Source organism: Vagococcus sp. CY53-2, from assembly GCF_022604695.1.
Taxonomy (GTDB): domain Bacteria; phylum Bacillota; class Bacilli; order Lactobacillales; family Vagococcaceae; genus Vagococcus.
The window spans coordinates 188857-211654 of sequence record NZ_JALAHP010000001.1 but is presented as its reverse complement, the minus strand read 5'-3'; the positions used below and the strand labels follow the sequence as shown (position 1 = coordinate 211654).

Below are 22798 nucleotides of genomic sequence, written 5' to 3'. Positions count from 1 at the left end.
CTCCCTTATATTATTTCAAATGGATTAGTATTCACGTCACTTTCGATGAACGTGACATCCCAATCATTTTGTTGTTTCCATTGATTAAATAACTCAACATAGTATTTTTTACATACTGACTCAATATAATGTCCTGGGTCAATCACTGATAACCCTTCTTCCATCATATCGTGAGCTGTATGGTAATACACATCTCCGGTAATATAAACATCTGCCCCGTTTTTAAGGGCGTCTTTATAAAACTTCTCACCACTACCACCACAAATGGCCACTGTTTTTACTTGTTTATCTTTTGTATCAGTCGTTAAACGAATGGCATTTAAACCAAATGTCTGTTTAACTTTTTCAACAAAATCAAGCAAAGGCATTGGTTGTGGTAGAGTACCAATACGACCGATTCCATATGTTTTTGATATATTTTCTAGTGGAAAAATATCAAACATCGGCTCTTCATATGGGTGATACTCATTAATAATTGACAGCACTGTTGGGTACTCTTGGGGTAAAAACATCACTTCAATTTTTTCTTCTTCAACACTTGTCAGCTCGTTATTCTCACCAATTGCTGGTTGAGCCTTTTCAAGTGGACGAAAACGACCTGTTCCACTAGATGAAAAACTTGTGTAATCATAATCATGATAAGCCCCAATGCCTACAGCACCAAACGCTTCTCGTAGTGACTCTGCATGAGTTGTCGGCACATAAACTACTAACTTACGGTAGAAATATTCATGAGTTTGACGTAAATAATCCGTTGCGTCAATACCCAACATATCGCAAAACAAATCATTCAACCCATTGTCAACAATATCCATATTTGTGTGTGCTGCGTAGACGGCGATGTCATGTTTTAATAAGTCAGCATACATTTTAGTTTGAAAATCATCGACCAACAAATGCTTAACTGGACGAAAAATCGGCGGATGTTTCGCCACGATTAAATCTATTTTTTTATCAATCGCTTCTTGCACCACATCTGGTCTAACATCTAGTGTCATCATCACGCGGTTAATTGGTTTATTAAGCGTACCAATATGTAACCCAACTGGATCATTATCTTCAGCAAGTTCTAGTGGTACGACTGATTCAAATTGTTTAATAAATTCAGCTCCTGTTATTTTCATGACAGTACCTCCTTGATTAAATCACACTGACGATTGATTTGTGCTATTTTTTCATCTTGGTTTGTTTTAGATTGAGACAACTGATTTATTACGCGTTCATATTGTTCTAATTCAAATTGCCATTTTGCTTTAAACACTTCAGATGATTCTTTCATCAAAATGGGGCCAAATAATTCTTCTGATTCAGTTAGCTCTACTTTTTTATCAGATGCTTCAGCGACAATAATTTCGTACGTTTTATCATTCTCACTCAATATTTTCTCATCTTGAATGATGTAATGATTTTCAACTAACCAACGTCTTAGGATATGAGAGCCAACGTTTGGTTGTAAGATTAATAATTCTTTGCGGGTTAAACGGTTTTTGTTTTTACCACGTTCTAAAATATCACGAATGAGTGTGCCACCCATCCCACAAATCGTAATGACACTCACGTCATCATAAGATTTGATGACTTCTAAGCCATCCCCTAATCTAACATCTATTTTATCTGTCAGTAATAAATCATTGACTAATTTTTCAGCAGATTCATATGGACCTTTGACGACTTCACCGGCAATAGCCCCTGTAATCTGATTATTTAATATTAAATGAGCAGGCAAATACGCATGGTCAGAGCCGATATCAGCTAAAAAGCTATCCTGTGGCACTAAATTTGCTACTACTTCCAAACGGTTTGATAATTGTTGATAATCCATATATTCGCCTCACTTTTCATCATTAATCTTATTATAACACTAATCGTATTTTTTTAAATGATATTAACTGTATGATTTGTGTTATTTATAAAAAAAGACTGACAAGTAAACTTGCCAGTCCTTTCAATTTAATTAAGCATTGTCTGCTTGTTTTTTACGTTTCGCTGCTTTTTCACGTTCAGCTTTGTTTAAGATTTGTTTTCTTAAACGAATGCTTTCTGGTGTTACTTCACAGTATTCATCGTCATTTAAGAATTGTAATGATTCTTCTAAAGTTAAGATTTTTGGTTTTTTAATCACTGATGTTTGGTCTTTTGTTGCAGAACGCACGTTAGTCATTTGTTTTGCTTTTGTGATGTTAACACCTAAGTCATTTTCACGAGAGTTTTGACCTACGATCATTCCTTCGTATACTTCTGTACCTGGCTCAACAAAGACAGTCCCACGTTCTTCAATACTCATGATAGAGTAAGTTGTAGCTTTACCTTGGTCGATAGAGACTAAGGCACCGTTACGACGACCACTGACTAAACCAGAGATTACTGGTAAGTATGAGTCAAACGTGTGGTTCATGATACCATATCCACGAGTTAATGACATAAATTCAGTTGAGTAACCAATTAATCCACGGGCTGGAGCTAAGAAGATTAAGCGGACTTGACCGTTACCTGAGTTGATCATGTCTTGCATTTCTGCTTTACGTTGACCTAATGACTCGATAACCCCACCCATGTATTCTTCAGGTGTGTCAATTTGCACACGTTCAAATGGCTCACATAATACGCCATCAACGTCACGATAAATAACACTTGGACGAGATACTTGTAACTCGTATCCTTCACGACGCATGTTTTCTATTAAGATAGATAAATGCAATTCTCCACGTCCAGAAACGATCCATTTATCTGGCGATTCAGTTTCTTCAACTTTTAGAGACACATCTGTTTGTAATTGGTTTTGTAGACGTTCTTCGATTTTACGAGCCGTCACGTATTTACCTTCGCGACCTGCAAATGGAGAGTTATTTACTAAGAAAGTCATTTGTAATGTTGGCTCATCAATGTGTAGGATTGGTAGAGCATCTTGGTGGTCAACAGGTGTAACAGTTTCTCCAACGAAGATATCTTCCATACCTGAAACCGCAATTAAATCTCCCGCTTTAGCTTCATTGATTTCCACACGAGTTAGGCCTAAGAAACCTAATAATTTAGTGACACGGAACTTTTTAACAGAACCATCTAATTTCATTAAAGCAACTTGGTCCCCAACTTTGATTGTTCCACGGAATACACGACCAATCCCAATACGTCCAACGTAATCATTGTAATCAAGTAATGATACTTGGAATTGTAATGGCTCATCACTATTATCAACTGGAGCTGGAATATGCTCAATAATAGAGTCAAGTACGTGATTCATTGTGTGTTCTTGATCAGCTGGATCATCAGATAAACTTGATGTTCCGTTTACAGCAGCAGCATAAACAACTGGGAATTCTAATTGGTCATCATCGGCTCCAAGCTCGATGAATAACTCTAACACTTCATCCACTACTTCAGCTGGACGAGCAGTTGGTTTGTCAATTTTATTTACAACCACAATTGGTGTTAATTTTTGCTCTAAGGCTTTTTTCAACACAAAACGTGTTTGAGGCATTGTTCCTTCATACGCATCAACAACAAGTACCACACCGTCTACCATTTTCATGATACGTTCAACTTCTCCACCAAAGTCCGCATGTCCTGGTGTATCCAAGATGTTGATGTGTTTTCCAGCGTAGTTGATAGCTGTATTTTTAGCTAAAATCGTAATACCACGTTCTTTTTCAATATCACCAGAGTCCATCGCACGTTCTTGTAACTGTGTATGGCCTTCCAATGTATTAGATTGTTTTAACAACTCGTCTACCAACGTTGTTTTACCGTGGTCAACGTGGGCAATAATTGCCACATTACGAATATCTTCTCTTAATTTCACTATTATATACTCTCCTTACTGTTTAAAAAACATAAGCGATTAATCCTCGCTTAAATTAACCGACTATTCAGTATAACAAAAAAATTCCATGAAAAAAAGTGAAAGTTTTTCATTTTTCACTTATTTTTAAAAAATTTTTGAATATCACGAAAAGTCTGTGGTGTTGCAACAATAAAATACTGACGTTTTCCTAATATATTATAATCTAAATCAGGAAATTGACGACAAACTAACCCTAATGCCTCAGCTAAAACTGTACCAGCTGCAAAATCCCAAGGAGCTAGATTGGAAATATAAGCATTTTGCGTCCCTCGAAGGACATTTAAAAAATCTAATCCAGCACAACCTAACATCCTTACTCCAATGGCTGCTGAGGCAATCTCACGACTGTGTTCATAATTCTCTGAATACATGCCAACGTTACAACCTAATAGCCCATCTGCTAGAGAACTATCTTCTGGAGCATGTAATGGGGTGCCATTTAAATAAACACCCGTAGAAGGACCACCATAAACAAATTCATTTTTCATCACATCATAGATAAACCCTAATAATGGGTTACCATCCTCAAAAATGCCAATCATCACACAAAAATTTTCTTGTTGTTTGACAAAATTCAGTGTGCCATCAATTGGATCAATAATCCAAATACGCCCTTTTGTTGAAGAAACCTCTCTTCCTGTTCCTTCTTCACCAATAATTAAATCATTGGGATACGCCTCGTTTATTTTTTTTACTAAAAAGGCTTCTGTTCCTTTATCAACATTTGTTACCAAATCACTGCGATTCGTTTTTTCTTCTACTGTCACCACTTGTTTTAACTCATCTTTAATGTATTGACCTGCTTCTTCCATCCACTGTTTGACTTGTAACATTAATTGTTTGTTATCCATTCACTAAATCCTTTCTCTTAATCAAACCTGATTGTTTTTTTCTTGCTAGTTGCACCACACGATATAAGGAATAACCACTAACTTCTTCAAACTCACGACCTAATTGGCGTTCTTCACCGATACTTTTAACCACCTGTTTAAACTCATTATATGAATTCAAAAAATCATTGATGTCTATTTTCGATTCATACGCTTGTTCGACTGCTTGCCAAACTCCCATCACTTTTATCAACTCATCTGTTGTCCAATCGGGATTCATTGGATACGTAAAATTTTCTTTCACACGCTCACCTGTTCTCTTTATCGTAATATTATCTAGTTAAAAGTGTATCAAAAAAATCACCAAAGAGATAGTAAAAACAAATAAAAGCCAAAAAAGACGAAGAAAACTGTCTTTTTTGGCCAATAGTTATTTTTTAATCTCATGATCTGGAAACGTCACTTTAAAGGTGGTTCCAACACCCAACTCACTAATGACCTGGATAGAGCCTTTATGAAGTTTCACTAACTGATCAACAATCGATAGACCTAATCCTGATTCACCATATTTTGTGTTTTTCCTTGATGGATCAGCTTTATAATATCTATCCCACATATTTTTTTGTTGCTCTTTATCCATTCCAATCCCATTATCAGAAATAGAGACAACTGTCGCATTTTCTAAACGTGATAGAGACAATCTAATCTCTCCGTCTTGTGTAAATTGGATGGCATTGGTTGTAATATTTACCACGACTTGAACAAATCGATCATAATCAGCACATACCTTAATTGGCTCAGTTGTATCTAGAATAAGTTGATCGTTTTTATCCCCAGCCTTACCCTTTAATTGTTCAATAATTAGTTCCAACACTTCAGTTGCATTAAATTGTTGTATAACCATTTTAATTTGATTGGTTCGAATTTTCTCATAATCAAGGTTTTCATTCACTAAACGAATCAATCGTCTGGTTTCATTTTGCATAAGTGTAATGCATTTTTCTTCTTGATCTTTTGGTATGGCGCCATAAGAAATGCCTTCCAAGAGACCATTAATCGTCGTTAAAGGGGTTCGCATTTCATGAGCCACATCTGCCATAAAATTACGGCGTCGCTCTTCTTGGCGCTCAATTTCTTCTTGCGATTCTTTTAACGCAATAGCGAGTAAATTAAAGTCAGAAGCAAGCTCATCGAGTTCATCACCTTTATCTTTCACTTTAATTTGCACATCATAATTTCCATTAGCTAATTGGTTCGTCGCTTGTTTCATGCGATCAATTCGTTTGACTTGAAATTTCGCTAAAAAGTAACTCAACCAAATAGCAATAATGGTTGAAATTAAAAAACCTTTCAATAAGTCATTGGTCAGTGATTTCAAACTAGCGTCGATACTACTATCTGGCCTAGAAACCAATAAAAGCCCCATAAATTTTAAATCTGGTGAAGAAAAAAGTGGTTGAATAAACAAGGATGTTGGTTGACTATTAGTTGATAAGTGCGTATCTTTTACCGTCTTTTTTATCGTGTTTCCATTTTTTAACGAATCTAACTCCGTCTCAGTCACATAACTCGAACCACTTTGTCCTTCAAATTCTACTGGATAACTCACCGTTAAATCTGGGTTAAGCATCGTAAAGGCTACTTTTTGTTTTTTCAACACAGACTGAGAAGTATCAAGGGATTGTTGAAGTGTCCAATTTTGTTGTTTAATATTATCAATGATGGTATCAGAGTACCCTTTCAATTGAGCATAAGAGGTTTCTGTTACCGTTCGCCTAGTGTACGAACGAAACGAGACACCAAAAATAATTAATACCGTCAAGATAATCACAACAAACGCAATCATCTGTTGTAGTAGGTATTTCATAGCGCACTACTCTTTAATGTTTGAATCGTCAAATTTGTAGCCAACTCCCCAAACAGTTTGAATCACTTGCGGACCAACTTTTTCAATTTTTTGTCTTAATTTTTTGATATGTGCATCAACTGTTCGTTCATCACCAAAATATTGGTAATCCCAAACTAATTCCAATAATTTTTCACGAGAGAATACTTGTCTTGGTTTTCTCGCTAATGTTAATAATAAATCAAATTCTTTTGGCGTTAAACCACTCACCAATTCCTCATCAAAATACGCTTCACGTGTTTTAATGTTAATTTTAAAATGTTCAGTTTTCACATCAAAGTCATCATTTTTACTATGATCTGTATTTCCATCACCGTCTTCTTTGATTTGAGCTCTTCTATGTAACGCTTTAATTCTAGCGATTAATGTGATAGGACTAAATGGTTTTGTGACATAGTCGTCTGCTCCCATCTCTAGTCCAATGACTTGATCACTTTCAGAATCTCTTGCGGTTAACATCACGATTGGAACGGATGACGAATGTTTTCTCATTTCACGACAGACACTCACTCCATCCATTGTTGGTAAATTTAAATCTAGCGTAATCATATCCCAAGATGTTGGATCTTCTAAAAAGGCATCTAATCCTTCTTTTCCATCATCTTTAAACGTAACGTCCCATTCCTCATTCAAAAAAAACATTCTCATCATTTCTGAGACAGACTCGTTGTCTTCAATCATTAATAATTTCATGTGTATCCTCCTCTTTAGTTTTACTCATTTCTCGGTCAAGCTCATCGTTGAACAACTCAAGGCGTCGTTCAATCTGATAGAACACACTAATAATAGGTATTGCTATCAAAAATATTTCTAAAAGAAAGAATTGTGTTATACCACTACTCTTTATTAAAAACCCAATTAACCATGTTGCCACTCCAATCAACAGCAAGATTTTAGCAGCCACTTTTTGAGCATACTTAAATGTGGCATCTGTATATCTTGCTCGCTGCGTACGATATCCGTATTTATTTTCTCGTCTTCTAGAAGGAAAAATCAGATAAATGACACCCACTACTGTCATTAACATTCCCACAAAATTAAATATCAAACTAACACCTACCTCACATTTCTTCTAATAGTATACTCTTTTTAGAACGTACATGGAACTAAAATGAACAGAATCGTTATAAAAGCACCTAAATAACTTTACAAAATAATGTCAAACATTTCAATGATTGCGTTATTTTTTTAAATAAATATTTAATCTTTGAATCATGTTTCACTAATTATGTTATTTTTTTCAAATTTAAAGACTATTTTAAGAAAAACAAGAAGATAAACGTTTTTTTTCTTCACGTTATCTTCTTGTTTTTTTGACCTCCGAAATTAATGAGTTTCTCCACCAATCACTCGAATATCCTTCTTATTGTCAAACAATACAATGGCTTCTAATGCTTTTTCTAAAGATTGTACAATATCATCCAAACTCATACTTGGTTGATTTGGCTTATCAACCACTTGTGATGGGATAAAAGGAACATGGATAAACCCACCTTTTACATTTGGAAATTCTTTATCAATCATATATTGAACTTGATACATGATATGATTGCATACAAATGTTCCTGCCGTATTTGATACGGCTCCAGGTAAGCCCGCTTCTTTCATGGACGCTACCATCGCTTTGACGGGTAATTGAGTGAAATAAGCTGCTTGACCGTCTTTTTGGATTACTTCATCAATTGGTTGATTGCCTTCATTATCTGGAATCCGTGCATCATCTATATTGATTGCCACTCGTTCTGGCGTCACAGAAAATCGTCCACCAGCTTGACCAATATTTACGACAACATCTGGTTGATGTTTTATCATTGCTTCTTTCACTACTTCTGCTGATTTGTTAAAAACAGTGGGTATTTCAAGTTTTATAATAACTGCATCTAAAATAGTTTCTGGTAATTTTTTAACAGCTTCTAAAGCTGGGTTAGTTGATTCTCCACCAAATGGATCAAAACCTGTTACTAATATTTTCATCTAATATCTTCCTCTCTTTATTAAAAAGCTAACACATACATCAAAATGATATGAATGATCATCATCATAATAGCCATTGGGGCTTGAGCTTTTATGACACCATTTGTATCATCCATCTCAAGCAACGCCACCGGTAACGCATTGAAATTAGCGGCCATTGGTGTTAAGAGTGTCCCACAAAATCCTGCCGTCATCGCAAGTGTCCCAGCAACAACAGGGTCCCCCCCTTGCATCATCACAAATGGAACACCAATTCCTGCTGTAATAACAGTAAAAGCGGCAAACGCATTACCCATTACCATGGTAAATATCATCATACCTAAACAATAAGCAATGACGCCAGCTAAACGATTGCCTTCTGGAACAATACCCGAAATAGCATGGGAGATTACATCACCTACACCTGCTGCATTAAATACCACACCAAGCGCTGCTAGTAACTGTGGCAAAATACCTGTCGTCCCCACCGATTGTAACATGCGGTCAGTATCTTTTAATGCCGTTTTTGGTGGAGCTTTCGTAATCACCATCGCCACAAGTAATGCGACAATCGAAGCCACACCAATCCCCACTTGCCCTCCAAGTGGTGTGTACGAAATCACCACAGCGACAATTGCTAATAAAACAGATGGGAAAAAGATCCAACTTCCGATTCTTTCGGCTGATTTTTGACCTTCTTCTTCACTAATCTCGGCTAATTTCCCAACGTTAACTTGTTTAAACAACGTTAATAAACCAATAACAGCTAATAATATGCCTGAAACAACATAAGGCATTAGCTTTCCAGCTGCAAAAATCACCCCAAGGATTAACCAAAAAAGCCCAGTACCAATACGGGCACTATTGGTCTTGTCTTTAAAACAACGAACAGCTGTCATCATAGAAAGTAGACCAATCAAAATATAAAAAAATTCTAAAATCGCTGGAATATAGTGTGCCATTACTTGTCTACTCCTTTTATTTTATTGTATTTTTTAGCTAATTTTTTATCAAATAACCAGTTTGACACAGCAGAAAGAATTAAAGCGATCACTGCCACAAGTAACGCCATACGCGCAATACTTGCGTCACTTACTTTATAACCTAAATCTTTTAGTGTTCCGTAAATCAATAGCACACCTGCTGAGGCAATAAACGTATTTTGAGCAAAAAAGTTAGCAAAATTTTCGTTTGCTGCAGCTCTTGCTTTAATGTTATCTTCGTCTTCTTTTGAAATATCCCCATAAGTATGTTTGGCTGCTGCTTGAGCCATTGGGTTAACAATTGGACGCACAAACTGAGGATGCCCAGATAAACGAATCCCAAATAAACCGGCTAATTCACGTAGTGCAGTATATAGTGTAATAAATTTTCCGGGCGTGAGTCCCTTTATTTTCTTTATTAAAATAACTGCCTGTTGTCTTAATCCAAATCGTTCAGATAAACCAATCATTGGTAAGGTTAATAAAAATATTGTCACCAAACGATTATTAACAAACGCTTCACCTAACATGGTAAAAAATTCGTATAATGACATACCTGATACAAGAGCTGTTGATAATGCCGCAACAATGACAACAGCAATCGTATCAAACTTAAAAATAAACCCGACTAAAATAATCAGAATACCAATTAATTTAATCCATTCCATAAAAATCCCTCCTAAAAATAACAATAAATAGAAGTATAAATAACGTTTTCTGCAAAGTAAATAGTTTTTTATCCAACAAATTATCCACATATTATTCAATAATTTATTTTTTATATAAAAATAAATTTAATCTGTTTAGTTATTCCTTTTATTTTATATAATTTTTACTTTTGATAATTATATTTTTTTACATAATGTTTACACTCTATTCATAAACTTCATGGTAAATTAGTTGATTAAATAATTGGTATATGTTAAATTAAGAGTGTGGTTGACAAATGTCTTCCATGAATGTTTTTTAAAGGAGGAATGTATGATGGTATTTACACAACAAGCCATTCAATACCGTGTGACATTAAATACTGATGAAAATATCTTTATTGTATTTGATGCAACAAACGATGAAATCTTTGCAACAGGCGCAACAATTGAAGAAGCTAAAGATAACTTAAATCAACTTGTTAAGGAGTAATTACATTGGAAGAACCCAGTAATTAAAGCAAGTATTCACCCCTAAACCCATGGATGAATACTTGCTTATTTTATTTGTTAAAATAAAGACCTATTGCTTCATGCATCATTCTAAACGACATCTATTTAAAAGTGGTATAGTTAATAAAATATAACATAACAAAAAAAGACAATGTTTTTTTAAATATAAAACACTGTCCAAATTATTATTATTTGTCTTTAATTGGTTCATCATCGAACACTGCCACTATCTTTCCATTGGCTTGTTTCGTTGCAGAGATTAGATACAATGACTTATCAGGGTATTGATCTAACACATAAATACCATCTTTAGTTTTATCATCTAGTGCATCCCAGGACTCAAATTCTTCTGTGTATTTTCCTTCGTCTGTTGTTTTTGAATCAGTTTTCGAATCATCCGTTTGCTCTATTTTGGATAAATCAATGCTTCCTGTATCTTTTGCCACAATATCAGGTGCGCCACCTTTTATTTGTTCAGTGTAAAAGTAATAACCTACCCCACCAATAATAATGACTAAAATTAAAATAGAAAAAATTCGTTTAAATACTTTCATGTCTTATCTCCTCTAAAGGCTAGCTCATGCTATTGACACCATCGACGATTTTTTTTATATCTTTATATAATTCCTCAATGGGAACAAACCTTGCTTTTCTTAAATATTCTCTGCCATCTAAAAACAATAATATGACAGGTACTGTCATTACTTGATATTTTCCAGATACTTCTGGTATATCAAACGTATTCACTTCTAAAAATGTTACATCTTCACTAAATTCAGCTAATTTTTTCTCTACTTGTGGTTTCAATCCGTGACAAACACTACAATTTGGTTGGCCAAAATAAACCATCGTCAATCCTTCTTGAGACACTTGTTCATTTAATTGATTGATGTCATAAACTTTTTCAAACATAACGTTTCCCCTCATTTCTCTCTTTATTATATAAAGAGAGAAAGGTTAATCCAACTTTTATGCCTAAAGCGGTTTAAGCCCAAATAGAGTAGGATAATGTTCCAACGTATCTACTAAATCCATCGCATCTAAGAGAGTATAAATTACCACTATCTCCCAGGGTCTATTAAAGGTTTCATCAAATAACTCAATGACTGGATCCAGCTCTTGATGAATCTCTTCTATCACATGTTCCTCAACACTTAGTACATTTAACTTGTAATGACGTGCCTCTATGGTCAAATAACCCAACGTGACAAGTGCGTCTAAAAAAATATCAGGTGTATCGGATGACATGATTCGTCCCTTTTCAATACGACGTAACTTTCGTTCAGCATATGTTAAAAAATAAGACTCATTTACATCGCCCAATCGTTTGTCTAACAATAAAAACTGAGGCGCTCGTGTGTTTTCTCGGTAAGTTTCTTCATAAAAAAAACTTGGCAAACTGACACATTCAGCTAAATTGGTTAAATTTTCAAACGATAGCCATTCTGTTTTTTTACCAGTTAATTGTTGAAAATAGAAAGGCAACTGCTTTATCTTAGCTAATGCTGGAGTATCTTCTGCATACTGACCCAAAGCTATATTGCCTTGTATTTTTTGATGCAAGGCATATAGTAAATAAAAAGCAACGTCTTTTGTCGATAAATCCAATTGTCTACATTTAGCGTTTAATTTTTCCACACAAGATAAAAAAAATGACTGATAGGTCTGTTTTAATTCCTCTTGTTTTTCTTCGGACATCACATATCCAACTAACTCATATCGTCCATGATAACGTGTGATAAGTCCAGCTGATATCCATGTTTCGATTACCACTTCGATCTCTTCCACATCAGGCAAGGCACGTTTTATATCGCGTAAGGTCACACTTTCTCCTTGTTCAATCATAAAATTAACGACTTGTTGAAATGCTTTATCTTGCATTAATGACCGATAAGTCTGTTCTGTTTGTAATGTTATAAATTGATACATTAAATTAACGCCTCATTTGAAAAAAATCTCCAAGTTTCCTCAGAGATTTTTAGGTTTTTATGCATTAAATGCGTTTGTTAGTGGTGGAACCACTTGTTTTTTACGTGACACGACGCCAGCTAATTCAGCTGTATGATTTTCCAATGTCACACCAAAAGCTGCTTCCACTTTTTCTTTTGGTTCTCCAACAACAAGAGCCACTGAATTACTATCTAAAATGTTTGTAATTACTAAGATAAATAAATCAAACCCGTTATCAGTGTTTTCTTTTGCCATTACTTCTTCTAATTCTGCTTGACGAGCTAATACGTCAGTCACGTCTACTGTATTAACTTGACCAATACGAACTGATTTATCACCCATTGGGAAAGTTTTAGCATCCGCATTGATTAATTCTAATGCTGTTTTAGTTGAAAGATTGGTTCCTGCTTTAAGCATCTCTAAACCATAACTTTCTAAATCAACACCAGCAATTTCAGCTAATTCTTTCGCTGCTTTAATGTCTTCATCCGTACAGGTTGGTGATTTGAATAGTAATGAATCAGACACAATAGCTGAAAGCATCATTCCTGCTATGTCTTTTGGAATGTCAATGCCATGTTCTTTATAGATTTTTAAGATAATGGTATTCGTACAACCAACCGGCTCAGCACGATAATACAATGGATTAGCTGTTTCAAAGTTTGCAATACGGTGATGATCCACTACGGCTAATACGTCTAATTCTTTAATGTCACTCACACTTTGTTGTGCTTCATTGTGATCGACTAACATCACTTGTGTTGTTTCATTTGCACAGCTTTCAATCACTCTTGGGGCATCCACGTTAAAATAGTTTAATGCATACGTTGTTTCTTCATTAGGTGTTCCTAAAGCAACAGCTTCAGCTTCTACACCTAGTTTATTTTGTAGATAAGCAAATGAGATTGCTGAAGCAATTGCATCTGTATCCGGATTTTGATGACCAAAAATTAATACCTTTGTCATAGTTATATATCCCTCCAATTAATGTCATACAACTTGTATTATATCACAATTTTTATCATCAATAAGCAGAAATTTTTAATCATATTTAGAAACCTATAAATGGAAAGGACGCTTTACACAAGGAGGAGCGATGGCAAACTGACTGAAATACAAAAAATTTGTTACCAACCCCCAATATGCCAAACAATATCAAATAGAAGAAAATGACCCTCGTAACATTGAAATACGCACGATGGCACCAGCAAAATCTAGCTCTATTTTATCCATCTTAGTAGTTATTTTATCTCTGATCACATCCGCCACACAACAAGCTCTTTGGATTACAGCAACACTCATTGGTTTATTTATGATCCACACAGCTTTAACATTTTATTTTATCACCAAACTAAATAAAACTATGTAAAAAACAGATAGGTTAGTCGTTATAACTAACCTATCTGTTTTTTATTTAATCTATATCTGTTTCAATAATTTCTCCAGTTTGGGCATTAATCTTGTACTCAATTTCTTTTGTCATACCATCTTTAATTGACACTTCCCAATAAGTAACGCCCATGTCTTCTTTGATTTCCCAATCATCTATTTTGCCAGAACCAGCTTCTTTCAAGGCAATATCAAATATTTCTTTCATATCTTTTAAATTAGTTAAATCAAGTTTGTTCTCTCTACGTTTTACGCCATCTTTCTCATCACGATCTAAATTTTCTTCGCGTTCTTTTTTTATTTCTTTTGTATCAGTGTTGATTTTTAATGAATATTCTTTATTATCATCTATCCCTTCAATATCATAAACTGTTTGCCCAAAACTAGTATCTAAACTAATTGATATGATATCAGTATTTGGATACGTTTCTTTATATGTTTCTATCGCGTCTGATAAACTCACCTTATAAACTGGTTCACTTGTACTTGATTCACTCGTTGATGAACTAACTGCGTTACTTGAAGCTGAAACTTGTGAGCTTGATGACTTAGTCGTCTTACCCGAATCTATGTTTTGCGATGAACACCCTGCAAACACTCCTAATGATAAAACCACACTACTTAATAAGATTATTTTTTTCATTGCTCATTCTCTCCTTTTGTTTTTCTTAATACAATTTTATCATAAAGTACGTTTTATGAAAATAGAAACCTACTTAAAAATGACTTTAACCTCGTTATTTCCATACAAACTAAAAAACCTAGAAGATAGCACTTCTAGGTCATTCATTATTTCACTGCACGTTTTTCTTTATACTTATTATAGTCTGCAGTATGAAGTAATTCTTGGGCATTTTTTACTCGCTCTTGAGTTGGTGGGTCAATGCCTTTTAATGGGTAATCAATCCCTAAGTCTTGCCATTTGAAAAGACCCATTGTGTGATATGGCAATACTTCGACTTTATCGACATTTTTTAATTCTTTAATAAAATTATCCAATCGAATTAAATACTCATCATAATCCGTTCTTTGAGGAACCAGCACATGACGAATCCAAACCGGCTGACCAATATCAGATAAATACTTCGCCATTTCAAGAATATTATCATTAGTATGCATCGTTAGTTCTTTGTGACCTTGTGGATCGATATGTTTGATATCAAATAAAAACAGATCAGTGTATTTCAACATTTCATTGAATTTACTAAAAAAGGGTTCGTCAAACGTAAATGGTTTACCACAAGTATCTACCGTTGTATGAATTCCATGTTTTTTCGCTTTTTTAAATAAATCAATGATGAAGTCAAGTTGAAGTAATGGCTCACCACCACTAATTGTAATGCCTCCATCTTCGCCCCAGTAAGATTTATAACGCAATGCTTCTTCTAATATTTCATCAGTTGTTACTTCGCGCCCTCCACCAATTTTCCAAGTATCAGGATTATGACAAAACTGGCAACGCATTTTACACCCTTGCATAAAGACTATAAAACGTACACCCGGACCGTCAACTGTCCCTAAATTTTCTGTTGAGTGAATTCTTCCTGTTACTGATTCTGTCATTATCGTCACTTCCTAACTTTGCTTTTAAAAAAGGATGACCGCTAAAACAGCCATCCTCTTATTTTACGAATTGTTTAATTACATTCTATCATGAGCAGTACGAGAAATAACGTCTGCTTGTTGTTCTGGAGTTAAATCACGGAATTTAACTGCGTATCCAGATACACGGATAGTTAAGTTTGGATATTTTTCTGGATGAGCTTGAGCGTCTAATAATAAGTCAGTTGTAAAGACGTTTACGTTCAAGTGGTATCCACCTCTATCGAAGTAGCCATCCATTACGTTACGTAAGTTGTTAATACGAGTATCATCATCTTTACCTAAACCATTAGGGTTAATCGTTTGTGTATTTGAGATACCATCTAAAGCTGATGTATAAGCAAGTCTTGCAGTTGAGTTTAATGATGCTAAAAGACCATTTTTCTCACCTAAGAATTTACCATCTTGGTAACTTGGGTTAGCACCTGGTGCTAATGGTTTACCTGCACGACGTCCGTCTGGTGTGTTACCAGTTGCTTTACCATAAACAACATTAGAAGTAATCGTTAATAATGATGTTGTAGGTGTTGAGTTTCTATAAGTATGTTGACGTTTAATTTGAGTCATGAAGTAATCTAAGATCCAGTTTGCCATTGCATCTGCTTCTTCATTGTCATTTCCGTAAGTTGGGAACTCATTTTGTGGTACATAATCAACTGCTAATCCATCTTCGTCACGGATAACTTGTACGTTACCATGTTTGATAGCCATGATACTATCAGCCGCATGAGAGATACCAGCGATACCTGTTGCGAATGTACGTTTTAAGTCAGTATCCATGAATGCTAATTGTGGTGCTTCATAAGCATATTTATCATGCATGTAATGGATAACGTTTAATGTGTTTACATATAATTCTGCTAACCAATCTAATATATCTTTGTAACGAGTGATGAAGTCATCATAGTTTAATGTATCACCAGTCATTGGACGGAAACGAGGTGCAACTTGTGCTTTCGTCACTTCGTCAACCCCACCGTTAATTGCATATAACACAGCTTTAGCTAAGTTAGCACGAGCTCCGAAGAATTGCATGTCTTTACCCATAACAGTGGCAGACACACAACAAGCAATCGCACAGTCATCTGATCCCCAGTTAGCACGTAATAAATCGTCATTTTCAAATTGGATTGAAGAACTTTCTTTTGCAATTTTAGCTGCGTAAGTTCTGAATCCTTCTGGTAAATGAGAAGAATACAATACTGTTAAGTTTGGTTCTGGAGATGGTCCCATGTTTGTTAAGGTATGTAAGATACGGAAATCATTTTTAGTTACTAATGAACGTCCGTCAATTCCCATACCAGCAATTGATAAGGTTGCCCAAATTGGGTATCCAGAGAATAATTGGTTGTATTCAGGCGTACGAGCGAATTTAACCATACGTAATTTCATAATTAAGTGGTCAATTAATTCTTGTGCTTCCGCTTCGTTGATTACGCCATTTTCTAAGTCACGTTGGATATAGATATCTAAGAATGCAGAGATACGTCCAATTGACATAGCCGCACCATTTTGAGATTTAATGGCTGCTAAGTAACCGAAGTACACCCATTGGATCGCTTCTTGAGCATTTTTAGCAGGTTTAGAAATATCAAATCCGTAGTAAGTCGCCATTTCTTTAATGGCAACTAATGCTTTGATTTGATCAGACACTTCTTCACGTAAACGAATCACATCATCTGTCATCACTTTGTTCCCTACGTTAGATAAGTCTTTTTTCTTTTCAGCGATTAAGAAGTCAATTCCGTATAATGCTAAACGACGGTAGTCACCGATAATACGTCCACGGCCATAAGCATCTGGAAGACCTGTAATAATTTTATTTTTACGAGCGGCTCTCATTTCTGGAGTGTAAGCATCAAATACACCTTGGTTATGTGTTTTTCTCCAGTCAGTGAAGATTTTAGTCATTTCGTCGTCAATTTCGTATCCATTTGATACTAAAGCATTGTTTGCCATGTTAATACCACCAAATGGCATGAATGCTTGTTTTAATGGAACATCAGTTTGTAATCCAACGATTTTTTCTTCTTCTTTAATTAAGTAACCAGGTTCATGTGATGTTACTGTAGCAGGGATGTTGTTATCCATGTCATAAACACCATTTTGTTCGTGTTGTACTTCAAATAATTCTTGTAATTTTGTCCATAATTTTTCTGTGCTGTCAGCAGCTGGCTCTAAGAAACTGTCGTCACCTTTGTATTCTGTGTAGTTTGCTTGAATAAAATCTCTAACATCCACAGTTGTGCGCCATTTACTACCTTTAAATCCATCCCAGTATCCCATAATATGAGAACCTCCTTAAGTTAGTTGTTTCAAAGTTTTATATTTCATTTATTTACATGTTCAGTATAACACAAAAACAGATTCACGCAAGTGTTATAGTGAAAAAAAATACTAATTTTGTTAAAAAAAACACAATTTCCGTTTAACCCCTAGCTTTAGTGACTTTCTTAAAATTTTATTAAGGAAGTTTTTCCGCTTATCTGTTTTATTTCCTGTACCCATCTGTATTACAACAGCGGTTACATTTTAAATCGTGTCATATAACAGAAAAAAAGAAGAAACCTTTTAAAGATTTCTTCTTTTTATTAATCTTCTTTTTCTTTTTGTGAAACAGTTAATTTAATCACTTCTCCATCTACTTTTTCATTCGAAATAAATGAGCCATTAGACGTTCTATCGTTTATAGGGATGTCCTTTGTATCAACTGTATAGCTTGAACCGTTTTTGGTTTCTATTATAATTAATTCATTATCACCATTAGTTGATATCGCTAAAAAGACGCGGTGTGGATTATTTTTCAATTCTCTTAAAACCATCAAACCACGTTTTGCTCGCCCTAATTTACTAATCTCTAATACATCCATTTTCTTGACTGATCCACGTTGTGTCACGACTGTCACCAAATGTTCTGCCGTACTAATTGGGAAAATATGACTGGAAACCAAATAATCTCCTTCCTTTAAGTTCATGGCTTTAACGCCAGATGCTTTTGCTCCAACTGTTGGCACTTCACTTAAATCATAACGTAGTCCAAATCCTAAGTGGCTTATTAATGTGACTTCGTACTCTATTTGAGCTGATACCAAATTTGCACTAATCAATTCGTCTGTGTCTGTTTTAAGTTTCATACACATCAACGGTCTACTCCTATAGGTTCGCCAACTAGAAAATTCGCTCATTGGTGTTCGTTTAATCATGCCTTCCTTTGTGACAAAGACAAATTCTTTCGTCTCATCAAGTGTTTCATAAGGAAAAACTTTTAATATTTGCTCATTTGGAAGAAGCGTACTTAGCGTTTGTGAAAAATGTTCACCAACATCCTTCCATTTTTTATCTGTTAATTCATGCACAGGTCGATAAATGATATTTCCTTTAGTTGTCACAAATAATACATGATGATGAGTATTTAATTGTCCAGCATAAATCAGTTGATCAGATTCTTTCATATCAATCGCATCATCTTTGGATGCTCCATATGATCTTAAACTACTTCGTTTAACATACCCTTCACGCGTCACACTCACCATGACGTCTTCTTGTGGCACAATAACTGCTGTTTCAATATTAATTTCTTCTATCTTATCTTCTAACACCGTTCGTCTGTCAGTGTCATAATTTTTCTTCACTTCACGTAATTCTTTTTTCATGACTTTTAACAACTCATTTGGGTTATGAATGATTAACTCAAGTGATTTAATCAATTGTTCTAACTCAGCTGCTTCTTGCTCAAGAGCTGTAATATCCGTATTAGTCAAGCGATATAATTGCAATGATACAATCGCTTCTGCTTGCTCTTCACTAAAGTTATGTGCTGAAATCAAATTATCTTTGGCATTCTTTTTGTCTTTACTTTGACGAATAATGCGAATCACATCATCCAAGATGGATAAAGCTTTCATCAAGCCTAGTACAATATGTTCACGCTTCTTCGCTTTAGTTAAATCAAACTGACTACGGTCAATGATGACTTGTTTACGGTGAGTAATATAGCCTTCTAAGATATCTTTCAAACCAACTTGTTGTGGACGAAGTTTGTTGATAGCTACCATATTAAAATTATAATTGACTTGCAGTTCCGTATTTTTAAGTAAATAGTTTAAAATACCTGTAGCATCGACTTCTTTACGGAGCTCAACTACAATACGTAAACCCGTTCTATCTGTTTCATCTCTAACTTCAGATATTCCTTCCACACGTTTTGTTAAACGCAATTCATCCATTTTTTTCACTAAGTTAGCTTTATTCACTTCATAAGGAATTTCTGTAATCACAATTTGTTCACGTCCACCTTTAAGCGGTTCGATTTCTGTTTTAGAACGAATAATCACGCGACCTTTGCCTGTTTCGTAGGCTTTTTTCAATTCTTTTTTCCCTTGAAGAATCGCACCTGTCGGAAAATCTGGTCCAGGAATAAATTCCATTAATTTTTCCACACTGGCATTCGGATGATCGATTAAATAAATCGTGCCATCAATGACTTCACCTAAATTATGTGTTGGAATTTCGGTTGCATACCCAGCTGAAATCCCTGTTGATCCATTAACTAGTAGGTTAGGAAATCCTGCGGGTAACACAGTTGGTTCTTTTTCAGTATCATCAAAGTTCCAAACAAAATCCACGGTTTCTTTTTCAATATCTTTTAATAATTCACCACTAAGTTTTGATAAGCGTGCTTCAGTATAACGCATCGCAGCAGGAGGATCGCCATCCATACTCCCGTTATTTCCATGCATTTCGATTAATGGCTCGCGTAACTTCCAATCTTGACTCATACGAACCATTGCTTCGTAAATACTACTATCACCATGAGGATGGTAATTCCCCATGATGTTTCCGACCGATTTAGCTGATTTTCTAAAACTTTTTTCATAAGTATTGCCATCTTTATTCATTGAAAATAAAATCCGACGTTGAACAGGTTTTAGTCCATCTCTTATATCGGGTAATGCTCTATCTTGAATAATGTATTTTGAATAACGTCCAAAACGATCTCCCATTACATCTTCAAGACTAAGATTTTGAATCCCATGCTCTTGATTCATTCTTGTTCTCTCCCTTTTGTTGGTACTCACTAATCAAATAGATTGATTTCTTCAACTGTTTTATTATCAGATGTCACGTGTTCCTCTAAAATATCATGATTTTCTAAGATACTACCATCTTCTTCTAACGTAAATTGGACATGTTCTTCAATCCATTTACGGCGGGGCTCTACTTTATCGCCCATCAATGTTGTCACACGTCTTTCTGCTCTTGCTGAGTCATCAATCGTCACACGAATCAATGTTCTTGTGTCAGGATTCATCGTTGTTTCCCATAGTTGGTCAGCATTCATTTCACCAAGACCTTTGTAGCGTTGAATTAAATAGCCTTTCCCCATTTTTTTAGTAATATTATCCATTTCATCATCTGTCCATGCGTATTCAAGCTGTTCAGTCTTACCGCGGCCTTTACTCACACGATAAAGCGGTGGCAAAGCGATATAAACTTTTCCTGCTTCGACAAGGGGTTTCATGTAGCGATAGAAAAAGGTTAATAGAAGCACTTGAATATGTGCCCCATCCGTATCCGCATCGGTCATGATGATGATTTTATCATAATTGACATCATCTAGTTGAAAATCAGGGCCAACACCAGCACCGATTGTATAAATCATGGTGTTGATTTCTTCATTTTTTAATATGTCTTGTAGTTTGGCTTTTTCCGTATTAATGACTTTTCCTCGAAGTGGTAAAATCGCTTGGAATTTTCTGTCGCGACCTTGTTTAGCAGATCCCCCGGCAGAGTCCCCTTCGACTAGGTACAATTCATTTTTCTTAGGATTACGTGATTGAGCAGGTGTTAATTTTCCTGAAAGTAATGACTCGCCTTTACGACGTTTCTTGCCATTACGACTATCTTCTCGCGCTTTACGTGCCGCTTCTCGTGCTTCTCGTGCTTTCAGCGCTTTTTTTACAAGCATTTGTGATAAATCATTGTTTTCTAATAAATAAAATCCTAATTGATCACTAATGACTGTATCAACAATCGTCCTAGCAGCTGGTGTCCCTAATTTCCCTTTCGTTTGTCCCTCAAATTGAAGCAAGTTTTCGGGAATACGCACACTAATAATGGCTGACAAACCTTCTCTAAAGTCGCTACCTTCAAGATTTTTATCTTTTTCTTTTAATAAACCAGTTTTTCTAGCATACTCATTAAATGATTTGGTTAATGCTGTCTTCATCCCAACTTCATGTGTCCCACCATCTCTTGTTCGCACGTTGTTTACAAAAGATAAAATGTTTTCAGAATAGCCATCATTATATTGGAAGGCAAATTCGACTTCGATTTCTTCTTTTTCACCTGCAAAATAAACAATTGGTGACAACTCATCTTTGCTTTCATTTAAATAAGCAATAAATTCCTTGATTCCATCTTCATATAAAAAGACATCTTCTTTTTCTTGCCCTTCTCGTTCATCTGTTAACGTAATTTTAATGCCTTTCAAGAGAAAGGCAGTTTCTCTCAGACGTTCTGATAAGACATCATAAGAAAAAACCGTTGTTGAAAAAATGGACGCATCTGGCTTAAATGTAATCATTGAGCCATTTTGTTTAATCGAGGTTTTCACCTTTGTAAACTTTCCATCAGGGTGACCACCATCTTTAAACGATAAAGTTGCCTTCTGACCATCTTTAACGGTTTCCACTGTTAACGTACTTGATAAGGCATTAACCACACTTGCCCCAACACCATGAAGCCCTCCTGAGGTTTTATAACCACCTTGACCAAATTTTCCACCTGCATGCAGTATGGTAAAAATCACTTCAATCGTTGGCTTTCCAGAAGCATGCATTCCTGTTGGCATCCCTCTACCATAATCTCGTACACTAATACTATTGTCTTTATGTATTGTTACATCAATTTCTGTTCCATAACCAGATAACGCTTCGTCAACCGCATTATCAAAAATCTCAAAAACCAAATGATGCAATCCTTTAGAGTCTGTTGATCCAATATACATCCCTGGACGTTTTCTTACCGCCTCTAGACCTTCTAATACTTGAATGGATGAATCATCGTATTGTCTATTTATTTCTTTTGACATAGGTAAACTCCTTTTCTACCATCATTACGTAAACAAGTTAGTTGCTTGTTCTAATCAATAATAGGCTACTTTTACGCCGATGTAAAGAACA

21 protein-coding genes are annotated in these 22798 nt (G+C 35.3%); 1 reads left to right on the top strand and 20 read right to left on the bottom strand.

From position 1 onward, the window contains the following. Positions 1 to 5: 5 nt before the first annotated feature. From MN581_RS01065 to MN581_RS01015, 11 genes are all read right to left on the bottom strand, one after another. The gene (locus MN581_RS01065) at positions 6 to 1124 is read right to left on the bottom strand and encodes a Nif3-like dinuclear metal center hexameric protein (protein ID WP_117972286.1); all 1119 of its coding nucleotides are present in this window, start codon (positions 1122 to 1124) and stop codon (positions 6 to 8) included. Continuing rightward, positions 1121 to 1822, bottom strand: a complete 702-nt coding sequence (locus tag MN581_RS01060; RefSeq protein ID WP_241698984.1) for a tRNA (adenine(22)-N(1))-methyltransferase TrmK — start codon at positions 1820 to 1822, stop codon at positions 1121 to 1123. Before MN581_RS01060 ends, MN581_RS01065 begins: the two co-directional genes overlap by 4 nt. A 132-nt stretch (positions 1823 to 1954) precedes the next feature. Then, positions 1955 to 3799 (bottom strand): translational GTPase TypA, encoded by a 1845-nt coding sequence (typA, locus tag MN581_RS01055; protein ID WP_241698983.1) that lies wholly within the window; start codon positions 3797 to 3799, stop codon positions 1955 to 1957. Positions 3800 to 3915: 116 nt separating this feature from the next. Then, positions 3916 to 4692, bottom strand: a complete 777-nt coding sequence (locus tag MN581_RS01050) for an inositol monophosphatase family protein (RefSeq protein ID WP_241698982.1) — start codon at positions 4690 to 4692, stop codon at positions 3916 to 3918. Further along, positions 4685 to 4975: a UPF0223 family protein gene (locus MN581_RS01045; RefSeq protein WP_347247396.1), complete on the bottom strand. Its 291-nt coding sequence runs from the start codon at positions 4973 to 4975 to the stop codon at positions 4685 to 4687. The genes MN581_RS01050 and MN581_RS01045 overlap by 8 nt, the downstream gene beginning before the upstream one ends. Before the next feature lie 126 nt (positions 4976 to 5101). Continuing rightward, the gene (locus MN581_RS01040) at positions 5102 to 6538 is read right to left on the bottom strand and encodes a sensor histidine kinase (RefSeq protein ID WP_117972281.1); all 1437 of its coding nucleotides are present in this window, start codon (positions 6536 to 6538) and stop codon (positions 5102 to 5104) included. A gap of 6 nt (positions 6539 to 6544) precedes the next feature. Continuing rightward, the gene (locus MN581_RS01035) at positions 6545 to 7270 is read right to left on the bottom strand and encodes a response regulator transcription factor (protein WP_117972280.1); all 726 of its coding nucleotides are present in this window, start codon (positions 7268 to 7270) and stop codon (positions 6545 to 6547) included. After that, entirely contained in the window at positions 7251 to 7625 is a 375-nt protein-coding gene (locus tag MN581_RS01030; RefSeq protein ID WP_117972279.1) for an SdpI family protein, read from the bottom strand. The genes MN581_RS01035 and MN581_RS01030 overlap by 20 nt, the downstream gene beginning before the upstream one ends. A gap of 278 nt (positions 7626 to 7903) precedes the next feature. Next, on the bottom strand, positions 7904 to 8551 hold the full coding sequence (gene pcp / locus MN581_RS01025; protein ID WP_117972278.1) for a pyroglutamyl-peptidase I: 648 nt from the start codon (positions 8549 to 8551) through the stop codon (positions 7904 to 7906). 20 nt (positions 8552 to 8571) lie between these two features. Next, positions 8572 to 9492 carry a DUF979 domain-containing protein gene (locus MN581_RS01020; RefSeq protein ID WP_241698981.1) on the bottom strand — a complete coding sequence of 307 codons (921 nt, stop codon included), beginning with the start codon at positions 9490 to 9492 and terminating at the stop codon, positions 8572 to 8574. Further along, positions 9492 to 10181 carry a DUF969 domain-containing protein gene (locus MN581_RS01015; protein ID WP_117972276.1) on the bottom strand — a complete coding sequence of 230 codons (690 nt, stop codon included), beginning with the start codon at positions 10179 to 10181 and terminating at the stop codon, positions 9492 to 9494. Before MN581_RS01015 ends, MN581_RS01020 begins: the two co-directional genes overlap by 1 nt. Positions 10182 to 10494: 313 nt before the next feature. Here MN581_RS01015 and MN581_RS01010 point away from each other — a divergent pair, with 313 nt between their 5' ends. Continuing rightward, entirely contained in the window at positions 10495 to 10653 is a 159-nt protein-coding gene (locus tag MN581_RS01010) for a hypothetical protein (RefSeq protein WP_158559350.1), read from the top strand. 208 nt (positions 10654 to 10861) lie between these two features. Here the strand turns inward: MN581_RS01010 and MN581_RS01005 are convergent, their stop codons facing one another. From MN581_RS01005 to parE, 9 genes are all read right to left on the bottom strand, one after another. Then, a complete protein-coding gene (locus tag MN581_RS01005; protein WP_241698980.1) occupies positions 10862 to 11227 on the bottom strand; it encodes a hypothetical protein in 366 nt (121 codons plus the stop codon). 19 nt (positions 11228 to 11246) lie between these two features. After that, positions 11247 to 11585: a thioredoxin family protein gene (locus MN581_RS01000; protein WP_241698979.1), complete on the bottom strand. Its 339-nt coding sequence runs from the start codon at positions 11583 to 11585 to the stop codon at positions 11247 to 11249. Positions 11586 to 11648: 63 nt separating this feature from the next. Further along, a complete protein-coding gene (locus tag MN581_RS00995) occupies positions 11649 to 12602 on the bottom strand; it encodes a DUF1803 domain-containing protein (protein ID WP_241698978.1) in 954 nt (317 codons plus the stop codon). A 57-nt stretch (positions 12603 to 12659) separates the two neighbouring features. Next, positions 12660 to 13589, bottom strand: a complete 930-nt coding sequence (locus MN581_RS00990; RefSeq protein WP_117972272.1) for a manganese-dependent inorganic pyrophosphatase — start codon at positions 13587 to 13589, stop codon at positions 12660 to 12662. Between the two features lie 448 nt (positions 13590 to 14037). Continuing rightward, positions 14038 to 14655 carry a PepSY domain-containing protein gene (locus MN581_RS00985; protein WP_117972271.1) on the bottom strand — a complete coding sequence of 206 codons (618 nt, stop codon included), beginning with the start codon at positions 14653 to 14655 and terminating at the stop codon, positions 14038 to 14040. 146 nt (positions 14656 to 14801) lie between these two features. After that, positions 14802 to 15575, bottom strand: coding sequence for a pyruvate formate-lyase-activating protein (gene pflA / locus MN581_RS00980; RefSeq protein WP_117972270.1), 774 nt, complete (start codon positions 15573 to 15575; stop codon positions 14802 to 14804). Between the two features lie 78 nt (positions 15576 to 15653). After that, complete coding sequence (gene pflB, locus MN581_RS00975) at positions 15654 to 17900, bottom strand: formate C-acetyltransferase (RefSeq protein ID WP_117972269.1); 2247 nt, start codon at positions 17898 to 17900, stop codon at positions 15654 to 15656. 305 nt (positions 17901 to 18205) lie between these two features. Further along, positions 18206 to 20662: a DNA topoisomerase IV subunit A gene (parC, locus tag MN581_RS00970; protein WP_241698977.1), complete on the bottom strand. Its 2457-nt coding sequence runs from the start codon at positions 20660 to 20662 to the stop codon at positions 18206 to 18208. A 29-nt stretch (positions 20663 to 20691) separates the two neighbouring features. Further along, a complete protein-coding gene (gene parE / locus MN581_RS00965; RefSeq protein ID WP_117972267.1) occupies positions 20692 to 22707 on the bottom strand; it encodes a DNA topoisomerase IV subunit B in 2016 nt (671 codons plus the stop codon). Positions 22708 to 22798 lie beyond the last annotated feature (91 nt).

Coding starts and splice junctions, on each gene's coding strand:
- MN581_RS00985 (WP_117972271.1), bottom strand. CDS start 14,655: ATGAAAAAAATAATCTTATTAAGTAGTGTGGTTTTATCATTAGGAGTG.
- MN581_RS00995 (WP_241698978.1), bottom strand. CDS start 12,602: ATGTATCAATTTATAACATTACAAACAGAACAGACTTATCGGTCATTA.
- MN581_RS01020 (WP_241698981.1), bottom strand. CDS start 9,492: ATGGCACACTATATTCCAGCGATTTTAGAATTTTTTTATATTTTGATT.
- MN581_RS01015 (WP_117972276.1), bottom strand. CDS start 10,181: ATGGAATGGATTAAATTAATTGGTATTCTGATTATTTTAGTCGGGTTT.
- parE (WP_117972267.1), bottom strand. CDS start 22,707: ATGTCAAAAGAAATAAATAGACAATACGATGATTCATCCATTCAAGTA.
- parC (WP_241698977.1), bottom strand. CDS start 20,662: ATGAATCAAGAGCATGGGATTCAAAATCTTAGTCTTGAAGATGTAATG.
- MN581_RS01050 (WP_241698982.1), bottom strand. CDS start 4,692: ATGGATAACAAACAATTAATGTTACAAGTCAAACAGTGGATGGAAGAA.
- MN581_RS01035 (WP_117972280.1), bottom strand. CDS start 7,270: ATGAAATTATTAATGATTGAAGACAACGAGTCTGTCTCAGAAATGATG.
- pflB (WP_117972269.1), bottom strand. CDS start 17,900: ATGGGATACTGGGATGGATTTAAAGGTAGTAAATGGCGCACAACTGTG.
- pcp (WP_117972278.1), bottom strand. CDS start 8,551: ATGAAAATATTAGTAACAGGTTTTGATCCATTTGGTGGAGAATCAACT.
- MN581_RS00990 (WP_117972272.1), bottom strand. CDS start 13,589: ATGACAAAGGTATTAATTTTTGGTCATCAAAATCCGGATACAGATGCA.
- MN581_RS01005 (WP_241698980.1), bottom strand. CDS start 11,227: ATGAAAGTATTTAAACGAATTTTTTCTATTTTAATTTTAGTCATTATT.
- MN581_RS01010 (WP_158559350.1), top strand. CDS start 10,495: ATGATGGTATTTACACAACAAGCCATTCAATACCGTGTGACATTAAAT.
- pflA (WP_117972270.1), bottom strand. CDS start 15,575: ATGACAGAATCAGTAACAGGAAGAATTCACTCAACAGAAAATTTAGGG.
- MN581_RS01060 (WP_241698984.1), bottom strand. CDS start 1,822: ATGGATTATCAACAATTATCAAACCGTTTGGAAGTAGTAGCAAATTTA.
- MN581_RS01040 (WP_117972281.1), bottom strand. CDS start 6,538: ATGAAATACCTACTACAACAGATGATTGCGTTTGTTGTGATTATCTTG.
- MN581_RS01065 (WP_117972286.1), bottom strand. CDS start 1,124: ATGAAAATAACAGGAGCTGAATTTATTAAACAATTTGAATCAGTCGTA.
- MN581_RS01000 (WP_241698979.1), bottom strand. CDS start 11,585: ATGTTTGAAAAAGTTTATGACATCAATCAATTAAATGAACAAGTGTCT.